The sequence below is a fragment of the Vreelandella subglaciescola genome (genome assembly GCF_900142895.1).
GTDB lineage: Bacteria > Pseudomonadota > Gammaproteobacteria > Pseudomonadales > Halomonadaceae > Vreelandella > Vreelandella subglaciescola.
Genome location: NZ_LT670847.1, coordinates 44,847 through 58,071, shown reverse-complemented (window position 1 = coordinate 58,071; position 13,225 = coordinate 44,847). Strand labels below are relative to the sequence as shown.

13 protein-coding genes are annotated in these 13,225 nt (G+C 62.6%); 4 read left to right on the top strand and 9 right to left on the bottom strand.

The window, feature by feature from the left end:
- Positions 1 to 19: 19 nt before the first annotated feature.
- The 6 genes from rodA to B5495_RS00250 form a co-directional block, all read right to left on the bottom strand.
- Complete coding sequence (rodA, locus tag B5495_RS00275; protein WP_079550311.1) at positions 20 to 1,180, bottom strand: rod shape-determining protein RodA; 1,161 nt, start codon at positions 1,178 to 1,180, stop codon at positions 20 to 22.
- A 3-nt stretch (positions 1,181 to 1,183) separates the two neighbouring features.
- A complete protein-coding gene (gene mrdA, locus B5495_RS00270) occupies positions 1,184 to 3,085 on the bottom strand; it encodes a penicillin-binding protein 2 (protein ID WP_079550309.1) in 1,902 nt (633 codons plus the stop codon).
- A 76-nt stretch (positions 3,086 to 3,161) separates the two neighbouring features.
- Entirely contained in the window at positions 3,162 to 3,629 is a 468-nt protein-coding gene (gene rlmH, locus B5495_RS00265) for a 23S rRNA (pseudouridine(1915)-N(3))-methyltransferase RlmH (protein ID WP_079550307.1), read from the bottom strand.
- On the bottom strand, positions 3,626 to 4,009 hold the full coding sequence (gene rsfS, locus B5495_RS00260) for a ribosome silencing factor (RefSeq protein ID WP_079550305.1): 384 nt from the start codon (positions 4,007 to 4,009) through the stop codon (positions 3,626 to 3,628). Before rsfS ends, rlmH begins: the two co-directional genes overlap by 4 nt.
- Before the next feature lie 75 nt (positions 4,010 to 4,084).
- Positions 4,085 to 4,795: a nicotinate-nucleotide adenylyltransferase gene (nadD, locus tag B5495_RS00255; RefSeq protein WP_154045154.1), complete on the bottom strand. Its 711-nt coding sequence runs from the start codon at positions 4,793 to 4,795 to the stop codon at positions 4,085 to 4,087.
- Positions 4,796 to 4,803: 8 nt separating this feature from the next.
- Positions 4,804 to 6,090, bottom strand: coding sequence for a glutamate-5-semialdehyde dehydrogenase (locus B5495_RS00250; RefSeq protein ID WP_079550301.1), 1,287 nt, complete (start codon positions 6,088 to 6,090; stop codon positions 4,804 to 4,806).
- A 95-nt stretch (positions 6,091 to 6,185) separates the two neighbouring features.
- Between B5495_RS00250 and B5495_RS00245 the strand changes: the two genes are divergently transcribed.
- Entirely contained in the window at positions 6,186 to 7,046 is an 861-nt protein-coding gene (locus tag B5495_RS00245) for a hypothetical protein (RefSeq protein WP_079550299.1), read from the top strand.
- A complete protein-coding gene (locus tag B5495_RS00240; RefSeq protein ID WP_079550297.1) occupies positions 7,043 to 7,984 on the top strand; it encodes a diguanylate cyclase in 942 nt (313 codons plus the stop codon). The genes B5495_RS00245 and B5495_RS00240 overlap by 4 nt, the downstream gene beginning before the upstream one ends.
- A gap of 16 nt (positions 7,985 to 8,000) precedes the next feature.
- Here B5495_RS00240 and B5495_RS00235 read toward each other — a convergent pair whose 3' ends face one another.
- Genes B5495_RS00235 through mpl form a run of 3 tightly spaced genes read right to left on the bottom strand, consistent with a single transcriptional unit; the run spans position 8,001 to position 10,700 of the window.
- Positions 8,001 to 8,624, bottom strand: a complete 624-nt coding sequence (locus B5495_RS00235) for a LysE family translocator (RefSeq protein WP_172824502.1) — start codon at positions 8,622 to 8,624, stop codon at positions 8,001 to 8,003.
- A gap of 24 nt (positions 8,625 to 8,648) precedes the next feature.
- Entirely contained in the window at positions 8,649 to 9,269 is a 621-nt protein-coding gene (locus B5495_RS00230; protein ID WP_079550295.1) for a flavin prenyltransferase UbiX, read from the bottom strand.
- Positions 9,270 to 9,275: 6 nt separating this feature from the next.
- Positions 9,276 to 10,700, bottom strand: a complete 1,425-nt coding sequence (gene mpl / locus B5495_RS00225) for a UDP-N-acetylmuramate:L-alanyl-gamma-D-glutamyl-meso-diaminopimelate ligase (RefSeq protein ID WP_079550293.1) — start codon at positions 10,698 to 10,700, stop codon at positions 9,276 to 9,278.
- Positions 10,701 to 10,945: 245 nt separating this feature from the next.
- Here mpl and B5495_RS00220 point away from each other — a divergent pair, with 245 nt between their 5' ends.
- Together B5495_RS00220 and B5495_RS00215 are read left to right on the top strand one after the other, a co-directional pair.
- Complete coding sequence (locus B5495_RS00220; protein WP_079550291.1) at positions 10,946 to 11,341, top strand: glutaredoxin family protein; 396 nt, start codon at positions 10,946 to 10,948, stop codon at positions 11,339 to 11,341.
- Positions 11,342 to 11,611: 270 nt separating this feature from the next.
- Positions 11,612 to 13,216 carry an ABC transporter substrate-binding protein gene (locus B5495_RS00215; protein ID WP_079550289.1) on the top strand — a complete coding sequence of 535 codons (1,605 nt, stop codon included), beginning with the start codon at positions 11,612 to 11,614 and terminating at the stop codon, positions 13,214 to 13,216.
- Positions 13,217 to 13,225 lie beyond the last annotated feature (9 nt).

Sequence of the window (13,225 nt, the reverse complement as noted above, 5' to 3'; positions counted from 1 at the left end):
TAGGATTGACTCCAGAAAGTTAACGCGGCAGCAGCCGGCGATGGGCGTGAACCGACATGAGAATACCGAACCCCGCCAGCAGGGTCACGCTTGAGGTGCCCCCAAAGCTGATCAGCGGCAGCGGCACGCCCACCACGGGCAGAATACCGCTGACCATCCCCACGTTGACAAAGACATAGATGAAAAAGGTCAGGATGATACTGCCGGCCACCAGCCGCCCGAAGGTATCCTGTGCGCCGGCCGCCAGCCACAATCCCCGGCACACAATAATCACGTACAGCGCCAGCAGCGCCGTCATGCCCACCAGGCCAAACTCTTCACCCAGCACGGCGATAATAAAATCGGTATGGCGCTCGGGCAAAAACTCCAGCTGCGATTGGGTGCCCTCGAACCAGCCCTTGCCCCAGACGCCACCGCTGCCGATCGCCGTGGTCGACTGGATAATATTCCAGCCGGCGCCGAGCGGATCACTTTCGGGATTTAAAAACGTCAGCACGCGCTGGCGCTGGTAGTTTTGCAAATTCATCCAGAGCAGCGGCAGCGCTGCCCCCAGCACCAGCAGGAAAAACCCGATGAGCCGCCACGAAAGCCCCGCCAGCAGCACCACGATCAGCGCCGCGGTCGCTACCAGAATCGACGTGCCCAGATCCGGCTGCATGGCAATCAGCACCACCGGCGCGCCGATAATCAGTGCGGAAACCAACAGATGGCGCAGCCGGGGCGGCATGCCGGTGCGACTGAGATAGGCAGCTACCATCAGCGGCGTAGCGAGTTTCATCATTTCCGAGGGCTGAAAACGAATGACGCCGGGAATCTCCAGCCAGCGCTGCGCGCCCATGCCGATATCGCCCACCAGCTCCACCGCCAGCAGCATCGCCACCCCAACCCCATAGGCCAGCGGCGCCCAGCGTAAAAAGGTCCCGGGCGGGAACTGGGCCAATACCGCCATGACCGCAAGCGCCACGCCAAAGCGCAGCGCCTGCCCGCGCACCATCTCAGCGTGCTGTCCGGAAGCGCTATACAGCACCAGCAGCCCTGAGCTCATCAGCAGCAACAACAGCCCCAGCAGCCACGGATCCAGATGAATGTTTTCCCACAGGCTTTTACGCCGCGATATGCCGCTATCCGGCGGGCGTACGGGGTGGCGGTTCAGCAGACGTGAAAACGTGGTCCAGGGCATGGCTTACCGCTCCTCTTCGGCGCGAGCATTAGTGGCAGCGGGATCATCACTGCCGGGAAGGTGGCCTTCATCCAGCAGCCAGGCATCCGTCATCTCACGCGCCAGCGGCGATGCATGACTGCTGCCACCACCGACGTTTTCCACAATGATCGCCACCGCAATTTGCGGATCGTCAATCGGTGCAAACGCGATAAACAGCGCATGATCGCGCAGCCGCTCGGCCAACTCTTCGGCGTTATAGCGTTCGTCCTGACCCAGCGAAAACACCTGCGCGGTGCCGGATTTTCCCGCCATGCGATACTCAAGCCCCTTGCCCGAACGCCGTGCCGTGCCTTCACGGCCGCTAAGCACCTTCTCCATGCCGTTGAACACGGTCTGCCACTCGCTGGCGTTATCCACCTCGATATCGTCGGGCGTATCGGGTAGCTCACGGGGCAGCGGTTCGCCGTCAATCGTGCGCGCCAGCCGCGGTTTGACCCAGTCGCCTTTATTGGCCAGCGTCGCTGTCGCCGTCGCCAGCTGCAGCGGCGTGATTTGCAGATACCCCTGCCCGATGCCGACCGACAGCGTTTCACCGGGATACCAGGGCTGGTTGTAGCGCTCACGCTTCCATTCCCGGGAAGGCAGCAGCCCGCTGCTTTCGCCCTGCACATCGTGGGCCACACGCTGGCCAAAGCCAAAATCGCTTAGCTGGCGCTGCAGTCTGTCGATCCCCAGATCGTGAGCCAGCGAGTAGTAGTACGTGTTGTTGGAGACCGCCAGGGAGCGTTCCATATCCACCCGCCCGTGCCCCCAGCGCAGCCAGTTGCGGTAGCGGCGCGAATCGTTGGGCAGTTGAAAGTAGCCCGGGTCGTTAATCGTCTTTTCCGGCGTGATGACGCCTTCGCGCAGCCCCGCCATGGCGACAAACGGTTTGATCGTCGAGCCCGACGGGTAGTGGCCACGAATCGCGCGGTTAAACAGCGGCAGGTCAATATCCTGCTGCAGCGCACGGTAAGAGGCCACATCGATGCCGGTGACAAACTGGTTGCTGTCAAACCCGGGTGCCGAGGCCATGGCAAGTATTTCACCGCTTTGCGGCTCAATCGCCACGATAGAGCCGCGGCGGCCATCCAGCAGGTCAAACGCCAGCCGCTGAAGCCCACTATCCAGCGTCAGCGTCAGGTTTTTGCCGGGCACCGGGTCTTGGCGCCCCAACTCGCGCAGCACCCGGCCACGGGCGTTGGTTTCCACCTTGCGCAGCCCGGCCTCGCCGTGCAGCGCGTCTTCATAAAAACGCTCGATGCCGGTCTTGCCGATAAAGTGAGTCCCCGCATAGCGCCCGGTATCCAGCGTTTTAAGCTCGTCGGCGTTAATTCGCCCGACATAGCCCAGCGCGTGCGACATGATCCGAGCATCGGGATAGTAGCGTAACAGCTGAGCTTCAACTTCAACGCCGGGCAGCCGGTGGCGGTTAACCGCCAGCCGGGCAATTTGCGCCTCGGTCAGGTCGCTCATCAACAGTGCCGGCTGAAAGGGGCGCTGGCGCTGGCGGGAGCGGCGTTTGAACGCCGCGATGTCGTCTTCGGGGAGGTCGAGTAGCGCGACCAGACGCTCAAGGGTCTGATCCAGATCGTCCACCCGCTCACGCACCAGCGTCAGATTATAGGTGGGACGGTTTTCGGCCAGCAGTACGCCGTTGCGGTCGTAAACCAGCCCCCGCGTAGGTGGCAACGGCTCCACGCGCACGCGGTTGTTTTCCGAACGGGTGCTGTACTTGTCGTGTTCGACAACCTGCAGGTAGACCAGCCGGCTGACCAGCAGCGAGGTCAGCACGATCACCACCACCAGCGCCAGCAGCGCCCGGGCACGAAATATGCGCAGCTCCTGCTCGGTATTTTTTAACGTATCAAGGCGCGGCGGCATGACGACAGCTAACGGTTACACAAAGGCAAAACAATCGAAAAGACTCTCCGAATCGTGCTACATAAAAAATGTCGTGCTAACGATGGTAGGGATGCCCGACCAGAAGCGTCCATGCACGGTACAGCTGTTCGGCCAGCATGACGCGCACCAGCGGGTGGGGCAGCGTCAGCGGAGAAAGTGACCAGGCGCTATGCGCCGCGGCCGAAAGATCGGGCGCCAGGCCATCCGGCCCGCCGACCAGCAGCGCCACATCGCGCCCCTGCATGCGCCAGTCATCGGCCTGTTGCGCCAGCTTTTGCGTCGTCCAGGGCTGGCCTTTCACCTCCAGCGCCACCAAGTGCTCATCGCCTTTCAAGCGCTCGCGTATACGCCGGGCTTCCTGCTCGCGCGCCTTGGCGGCAGGAGTATTCTTGCCCCGCTGACCCAGCGCGATTTCTTCTATTTCCAGCGAGAAATCTCGCGGCAACCGCTTGCGGTAGGTTTCGACGCCTTCTTCTACCCAATCGGGCATGCGCGTCCCTACCGCCAGCAGCCGGATTTTCATCGCGAGCCGGCCTGCTCTTCCATGCGCTCGCGCAGCTGCTCAACGCCGCCCTCGGCCGGCAAATCCGCCCACAGGCGTTCCAGGTCGTAAAGCTCACGGGCGTCAGGCAGCATCACGTGAACAATCACATCGCCCAGATCCACCAGCATCCAGTCGGCGTTGCCGCCGCCTTCAGCGCCGCGCGGGTTAAGCCCCTGCGCCTTGGCTTTTTCCACCACGTTTTGCGCCAGCGCCGATACGTGGCGCGTCGAGGTGGCGCTGGCAATCAGCATCACGTCGGTAACGTCGGTGAGTTTAGCCACGTCAAGCGCGGTAATATCACGGCCTTTCAATTCTTCCAGCGCGTCAGTCGCCAGGTTTTTCAACGTATCAATATGCATGAGTGGTAAATGCCAACTCCGTAGGAAAGCGTGTAAAGCCGGCCATTGTAACGGCTTTATGTGTGACTGCCAGCGCTATTCACCTGCCTGGCAACCATCCGTTGGATAATCGTTCGTTTGATAAAGCTGTCTGGCAACGGCAGCGCGCTCTACGGCTTCGGGCAATAAATAACGCACGCTTTCGCCCTGCTGCAAACGGCGGCGTATCTCCGTGGCGGAAATCGCCATGCGCGAGGGCAGCGTCACGCGTAAAAGCCCGCCGTGGGGCGTTTGCATCAAGGCCGACGCGTCTGCGACCTCGCGCTGGCCAATCAGTTCCCCAAGTCGTTGGGTCTGTGCAATGGGATACCCCGGCCGCGCGATCACTACGATATGCGCCAGTGCGAACAGGCGCTCGGGATCGTGCCAATCAGCCAGCCGTGAAAACGCATCTTCACCCAACGCCATGACGAGGCGCGCATCATCACCGTATTCAGCGCGCAGCTCGGCCAGGGTGTCCGCGCTGTAGGAAGGCCCTGCACGCTTGAGCTCGCGCCCGTCGGCGTAAAGCCCCGGGGTATCGCCGATGCCGGCTTCAAGCAGCGATAAGCGCGCTTCGGCGGCAACCTGAGGCCGTCCGCGCAGCGGCGGCTGAGGGGCGGGTATCATGTGCAGCCGGTCAAGCGCCAGATGCTCGTAAAGCTCCACGGCGCTGCGCAAATGCCCCAGATGCACCGGATCAAAAGTGCCGCCCAGCATGCCGATGCGCGGCGCCGTGGCTGCCTCCGTTTCCGCAGGTCCAATCATACTGCGGGTCATTGGCGGATATGGCCTTCGCCCAGCACCACGTATTTGCGCGTGGTCAGCCCTTCAAGACCCACCGGCCCCCGGGCGTGCAGCTTGTCGGTGGAAATGCCGATTTCCGCGCCCAGTCCGTACTCAAAGCCGTCGGCAAAGCGCGTGGAGGCGTTGACCATCACCGAGCTTGAGTCCACCTCGGCCATGAAACGCCGCGCCAGGCTGTAATCCTGGGTAACGATGGCATCGGTATGCTGCGAGCCGTAACGCTCGATGTGTGCCATGGCGTCATCCACGCCGTCAACGACCTTGATGGCCAGCACCGGTGCCAGATATTCCTCGCCCCAGTCGCTTTCGCTGGCCGCGATCACCTGGGGCAGCACTGCCCGGGTGCGTTCGCAGCCGCGCAGCTCGACCTCGTGCTCGGCAAAGCGCCGGGCAAGCTCGGGCAGCAGCGCCTCGGCAATGGGCGCATCAAGCAGCAGCGTTTCCAGCGTATTGCAGGTGCCGTAGCGCTGGGTTTTGGCGTTGACCGCAATCGCCAGCGCTTTCTCGTGATCCGCCGTGGCGTCAACGTAAACGTGGCACACGCCGTCAAGGTGCTTGATCACCGGCACTTTGGCTTCCCGCGAAATGCGCTCGATGAGCGATTTGCCCCCGCGCGGAATAATCACGTCGACAAACTCGGGGCTGGTGATCAGCTCGCCCACGGCGGCGCGGTCGGTCGTAGCGACGACCTGCACGCTGCCCGCCGGCAAGTCGACATCTTCCAAGCCGGCCTTGAGGCATTCGCTCAGCGCGGCGTTGGAGGCGCTCGCTTCAGAGCCGCCGCGCAGAATGCAGGCGTTGCCGGACTTGAGACACAGGCTGGCGGCCTCGACGGTAACGTTGGGACGCGACTCGAAAATAATCCCGATCACGCCCAGCGGTACGCGCATCTGCCCCACCTGAATACCGCTGGGGCGAGCACGCAGGCCGTCGATCTCACCCACCGGGTCGGGCAGTGCCGCTACCTGATGCAGCCCTTCGATCATGGCGTTGATGCGCGCCTGGTCAAGCGCCAGCCGGTCGAGCAGCGCGGCGTCCAGCCCGGCGTCACGGCCGCGCTGCATGTCTTCGGCGTTGGCCGCCAGCACCGCCTCGCGCGAAGCGTCAATCCGCTCGGCCATGGCCAGCAGTGCGCGGTTTTTGCGCCCGCTATCGGCGCGGCGCAGGCCTCGTGCGGCCTCACGGGCAGCGCGGCCCAGCGCCTGCATATAAGCGGGAATATCCGTTGTGTCAGCTCGCGAGGATGAAACGCTCATGCCTTACTCCGTGTACGGTGGTCGGTTAAGCTATCAAGATTAAGCTATTAATATAAAGTAGCGACCAATATCAAAAAACACGTCAATAAGCCACTATGCAAAGTAAATACAAAGTCCGCCTGCTGCGCGCCAATCTGCTGGCAGCCGCCGTTGTTCTGGCGCTGTGGACGCCGGCCGCACCGCCGGCCGCCGCACTGGTGCTGTGGGTGTCGGTCAGCTGGCTGTTCATCACCGCCCTGCTGCTGGAATTCAACCACCGGCGTGCTCGCGGGCTGCCGTGGCAATTATTGCCCGGCACGCTGCTGATCGGCCTGATTGCGGCTGCCCCGGAGCGCCACGCCCTGTTGATCTGGGCATGGTGCGCACTGTTCATGCTGCCACAAATTCATTGGGTTGCGGCGTTCAACATCAGCGGTGCGCTGCTCAGCTGGGTGCTGCTGGCCCCCCAGCTGAGCACGCCCGCCTGGGGGCTGATGCTGGTAACGCTATGCCTGCTGTGCCTGCTGGCCGTGTCCCGGGCGCGCCAGTTTATCCATATTAACGGGGCTATCCTGCAGCGCCTGCGCCTCATTCCGGGCGTTAACCTCTGGGCGCAAGAGCAGCTGCTGCGCGACATTACCCGCGAGCGGCTGCGCTGCGAGCGCGACGGCCTCTATGGCGAGCTGGTCATCTTTTACGTCAAGCGCCGCCAGCTCTGGCCGTTTGCCCAAACGCTTTGCCAGCTGACCTACCGCTTTGAACACGCCTATCGGCTGGATGCCACGACGCTGGCAACGCTGTTGCTGTCACGCTCAGAGACAGACGCCGCCCAGCGCCGCCAGCGCCTGCTTGACGCGCTACCCGCCAGGGTAGACAGCCAGTACGTCAGCCTGGCCGCCGTTGAACACGCTCTGACCGACGTGGAGCAGCTGAAGCAGAGCGCCGGCAACCGCGCGGCACTAAAGGAGGCGTCTTGAACGAACATCAGTTTTCGCACCGCTTGATGACGCTCGTCTACATCGCCGCGCCGCTGCTGATGGCCGGCTATGCCGCCTGGCGCTACGCCACGGGGGACTACGTTACCCTGTTTACTCCGCTATTCCTGGTGCTGGTACTGCTCGCCGCGTTATTGCTGCACCTCTTCCGCTCGCCTTCAGTGTATCTGCCGCGCATGATTCTGCTGGTGGCCACCTATGTGACGATGCTGGCCGCCATCTGGCAACCGCCGGAGATATCGCTGGTGTGGCTTGGCCTGCCACTGGCAGCGACCTTTTTACTGCTGCCACTATGGAGCGCGCTCACCATTAACGTCCTGCTCGCGCCCATCTGGTGGTTCACACCGCTGCACAGCGCGCCGCCCAGCTGGGTGGTCGGTTTTTTTGCCACCGCGCTACTGCTTGCACTGCCACGCTGGGAACAGGCACGCCGCCAGGCACTGCTGCGCGCCACTGACTCCCACGACAGTGAATGCAGCGCCTATCATATCGACGCCCTGCACGAGCGCCTGCAAAGCGAATACCAGCGCGCCGCCGTGCTCAACCGGCACCTCGCGGTGCTGGTCATTCACCTGCCGCAGCTGGATATGGCCGGTGAACAGTTTGGCCATCGCGCGCAGCTCGCGCTGCTGGACGCCCTGTGTCAGGAAGTCAGCCACCAGTGCCGCGATTACGATGTGCTGGGGCGCGCAACGAGCACCACGTTCTGGCTGGTACTGCCCACCACCAGCGAAAGCGGTGCGCTGCTGGTGCGCGAGCGCCTGACACGGGCGCTCTCCCGTCGTGTGCTGGTCGAAACCGGCCAGATAGAAGTGCGTATTGCGGTTTCCCTGCCGCGTCATCGCGAAGACATCAACCCGTTTATTCAGCGCCTTGAAGCACGTGCCGAGGCGCTGGCGGCGCCGCTTGAAGCAGCCTGACTTTCTTCTACGCGGCCTACCCCAGCGCCAGCCACAGCCCCACGCCCACCATCAGCGTGCCGGAAATACGGTTCATCAGCCGCACGCCGGCTCCTCTGGAAAGCAGCCGGCGCAGCGTCTTGCCGCCGGTGGTATAGATCATCAGGCTGGTAAACTCGATAACCAGAATAACCGCCACCAGGCTTGCCAACTGGGGCGCCAGCGCCCGGGCATCGTCCAGAAACGGCGGCAGCAGCACCATGAAAAACGCCCAGCCCTTGGGATTGGCAATCGCCGTCATGAACCCCTGCACAAAAAGCTGCCCCCGCGAGGCCGGCGCGCCCCGATCAACTCCCCCGGGAATCGCCATGCGCCCGCGCGAACGCCACATCATCACGCCCAGATACACCAGATACGCCCCGCCCACCCATTTGAACAACATAAAGACTTCGGGACTTTTCAGCATCAGCGCGGCCACACCGGCCCCTGCCGCCACCGCCACCAGCCCGACGCCCAGCAGCTCGCCGATCATCATCCACAGCGTGCGTTTCACGCCCTGGGTCATGCCCAGCACCATGGCCAGCGTCATACACATGCCCGGCGTCAGCGAGACCAGCAGAAACATGGGCGCAAACACCGAAAGCGTCGCAACAGACAGCATAGAGCGTTCCTTATCAATGGATGACTACTCGCCGCCCTCACCCCAACGCGGCATCAGTGCGTGCTCAATGCCCAGCTGATTGAGGATGCGCGCAACGATAAAGTCGATCAGATCGTCGATCGACGCGGGACGATGATAAAACCCCGGCGCCGCCGGCAGTATCACCACACCCAGGCGGCTGAGCGTAAGCATGTGCTCAAGATGAATGGGTGAAAACGGGCTTTCCCGTGGCACCATGACCAGCGTGCGGCGCTCCTTGATGGCCACATCCGCCGCGCGCTCGATCAGGTTGTTGCTGGCGCCGGTAGCCACCGCCGACAGCGTGCCGGTGGAGCACGGGCAGATCACCATCGCCGACGGCGCGCCGGAGCCCGAGGCCACCGGCGCCATCCAGTCTTCGCGGCCAAAGCAGCGGATCTGGCCGCTGGCCGCCCCGCTACGCGCCATTAGTGCCTTTTCCAGCCGTGCCGGCGCTGCCGGCAAGGTGGTGTCCGTTTCGGTGGCAATCACCATGTGCGCCGCCTTGGAAACCATCACCCAGACCTCGTGGCCGGCGTTGACCAGCACGTCAATCAGGCGCAGCGCGTACTGCACGCCGGACGCACCGGTCAGCGCCACGGTCACCGGCGGTTTGAACGTTGTCATAGCGAGTTACTCCTGATGCGCCGTTTCAAGCGCTGCCAGCAGGCGCTCGTGAATACCGCCAAAGCCGCCGTTGGACATCACCACGATACGGTCTCTGGGTGACGCTTTATTGACCACGGCGGCGACCAGCGCGTCGAGGTCGTGATACAGGCTGGCGCGCTCGCCCTGTGGGGCAATCAGTGCATCCAGCGACCAGTCCAGCGCCGGCGGCTGATACCAGAAGGCGTGGTCGGCATCGGCTACGCTGTCGTTCAGCCGCGCCTTGAGCGCCCCCTGACGCATGGTGTTGGAGCGCGGCTCAATCACCGCCAGCAGCCGGCCGGTCGGCGTGGCCGCCCGCAGCCCGCCAAGAGTCGCGGCAATCGCCGTGGGATGATGAGCAAAATCGTCGATCACCTGAATGCCGCCGATCTCGCCGCGCACTTCCTGACGCCGCCGCGGGCTTTCAAAACGGGCCAGTGCCGCACAGCTGCGCGAGAGATCCACCCCGCAGGCATGCGCCGCGGCCAGGGCCGCCAGCGCGTTGCGCGCGTTGTACTCGCCGGTCAGCGACCACTCCACCACCGCGTCTTCCGTCTCACCTTCCTGCGCGGCCAGGTGAATCACCTGAAAGCGGCTGGCATCGGCGTGCTCCAAACGAAACTGCCACTCGCTGCCGGGGGCATTATCCACCCCCGCCGCAGGCGCCTTGCCCAACCGCGCCACCGGCGTCCATGCACCCTGCGCCAGCACGCGCTCAAGCGCCGGCTGATCATCAGCCACCAGCAGCTGGCCGTTGCCCGGCACGGTGCGCACCAGATGATGAAACTGGCGCTCAATGGCGGCCAGGTCGGGGAAGATGTCGGCGTGATCGAACTCCAGATTGTTGAGCACGGCGATTTGCGGACGGTAATGAACAAACTTGGAGCGCTTGTCGAAAAACGCCGTGTCGTATTCGTCGGCTTCCACCACAAAGGGGGCGTCCGGCTCGCCCAGCCGCGCTGAGATGCCGAAATTGCGCGGCACCCCGCCAATCAGAAAGCCCGGCGCCTGGCCGGCGCTTTCCAGCAGCCACGCCAACAGGCTCGCCGTGGTGGTCTTGCCGTGGGTGCCGGCGATGGCGATCACCTTGCGCCCCGCCAGCACGTGCTCGCAGAGCCACTGGGCGCCGGAAGTGTACGGCAAGCCGCTGTTCAACAGCGCCTCGACTTCAGGATTGCCGCGCGACAGCGCGTTGCCCACCACCACCAGATCCGGCGTTGCGCCCGAGGCGTCGCGCAGGTTGGCGGCGCCAAAGCCGTCCTGCAGGGCAATGCCGGCCTCCGCCAGCTGGGTGCTCATCGGCGGGTAAACGTTGGCGTCCGAGCCGCTGACCCGGTAGCCAAGCTCGCGCGCCAGCAGCGCCAGGCTGCCCATAAAAGTGCCGCAAATCCCGATAATATGCAGATGCATGGCCGTAACGTCCCTTAACGATGCGTTCAACAACGAATTCATCAGCAACGAATTCATTCAGAACGAATCCATTGAGAACGAATCTATTGAGAACAATGCTCAATACGTGCACTCCAGGGCACACACGAAAAACGACCGGAAAGCCTAGCACGCCGCCCGGTATAGCTCACGGCCGATGTGACAAACGCCGCGGCTTATTGCACGATGGCCGGCGATTATATCAACCCCGCTGTTAAGGAAGCTTCATGCGCATCCTCATTCGTTACTTTTTCCGCGGCCTACGCCTCGTGCTCACGCCGGTGATGATCATTTCCGAAAAGCTCTCCACACCCCAGGCGGTAGAGCGCTCCGAGGCCAAACAGGCTGAGACCGACAAGGCCTGCGAAGCGCTTGCGCTGTACCAGTTTCGCACCTGCCCGTTCTGCATCAAGGTACGTAAGGAAATCGCGCGGCTGGGCCTGACCATCGAGCTGCGCGACACCCAGCGCGATCCCGATCACAAACAAGCCCTGCTGGAAGGCGGCGGCCGGGCAAAGGTGCCGTGCCTGAAAATTGAAAACGACGACAAAAGCGTCGAGTGGCTGTACGAATCCGACGATATCAACGCCTATTTACACCGCCGCTTTGGCACTGCTGCCTGAACCACCAACGCCGCTCCAAGCCCGTCGGGGCGTGCGGTCATTCAGTGGATGAATATCCCCAGTCATTATTTCGATTGTGTAACACGATGCTAACTCACTATGTTGTGAGTAAGCCGTTTTTCGCCAGACTGTTTTTTTACGAACGATTTGTGACGGAGCGCTGTACAAGGCTGACTGAAAAGCCTTTGTATCAACGTCAGCATCCATTCAGCAGCATTGGCGATTAACCGTGGCTACCAACAAACAATAACATCGGGGATTTACACCGCCATGACCGTGACTCGCACACCAACCGTTAAAAAGACGCTACTCGCTTCTGCCATTGCCGCTACGCTTGCCGGCGGCGCACTGGTGTCCACCGCCGCCCAGGCCGAAAACACCTTGCGCATGGCCTACGATGCCGACCCGGTATCGCTGGATATTCACGAACAGCTTTCCGGCGGCATCATGCAGCTGTCGCACCTCATCTACGACCCGCTGGTACGCTGGGATCAGTCGCTCGATTTCGAGCCGCGCCTGGCCACCGAATGGGAGCAGGTAGACGACACCACCATGCGCATGACGCTGCGCGAAGGAGTAACGTTCACTAGCGGCAACGCGTTTACCGCTAAAGATGTGGTCTGGACCATCGAGCGCTTGAAGCGCAGCCCGGACTTCAAGGCGATTTTTGCGCCGATTGAAAGCGCCACCGCGGTAGACGAGCACACCGTCGAGATCAACACCGTCAAGCCCTACCCGCTGCTGCTGAACCTTGCCACCTACATCTTCCCGATGGACAGCGAGTTTTATTCGGGCGACGCCCCCGACGGCGACCCCAAGGATGAAATCGTCAAGAACGGCAACTCCTACGCCTCAGCCCACGTTTCCGGCACCGGCCCCTACACCGTGACCGAACGTCAGCAGGGCGTGCGTACCGAGTTCAAACGTAACCCCGACTATTGGGATGAAAGCTCCCCGGGCAACGTCGACAAGCTCGTGCTGACGCCGATCAGCGAAAACGCCACCCGCGTCGCCGCCCTGCTCTCGGGCGACGTGGACTTCATCGCCCCGGTACCGCCCAACGATCTGGAGCGCGTGCGCGAAAGCGACGATGCCAAGCTGGTCACCATGTCCGGTACGCGCATCATCATGCTGCACATGAACCAGAAGCGCGTCGAAGCCTTTGAAGACCCGCGCGTACGCAAGGCCTTCGCCTACGCGGTAAATCAGGAAGGCATCGCCGACCGTCTGATGAAAGGCTTCGCCACGCCGGCCGCGCAGATGTCGCCTGACGGTTATGTGGGCCACGTGGACTCGCTCACGCCGCGCTACGACGTCGCCAAAGCCAAAGAGCTGATGGAAGAAGCGGGCTACGCCGACGGCTTTGACATCACCATGATGGCGCCCAACAACCGCTACGTTAACGATGCCCAGATAGCCCAGGCGGTCGCGGCCATGCTCGCGCGCATCAACGTCGACGTGGATTTGAAAACGCTGCCCAAAGCCCAGTACTGGGGCGAGTTTGACGATCGCGCCGCTGATATGATGCTGATTGGCTGGCATGCCGACACCGAAGACAGCGCCAACTTCCACGAATACCTCACCGCCTGCGGCGATGCCGACACCGGCGCCGGCCAGTACAACGCCGGCAACTACTGCAACCCCGAGCTCGACAAGCTGGTGGCCGCAGCCAACGAGGAAATCGATCTGGAGAAACGCGCCGAGATGCTCCAGCAGGTTGAGCAAACGCTTTATGACGACGCCGCCTTCGTGCCGCTGCACTGGCAGGATCTGGCGTGGGCATCGGCCAGCAACGCCGACATCGAACCCGTGCTTAACGTGATGAACTTCCCCTACCTGGGCGATCTGGTGATCGACGCCGAAGACGCTGAATAACCCCTTCAC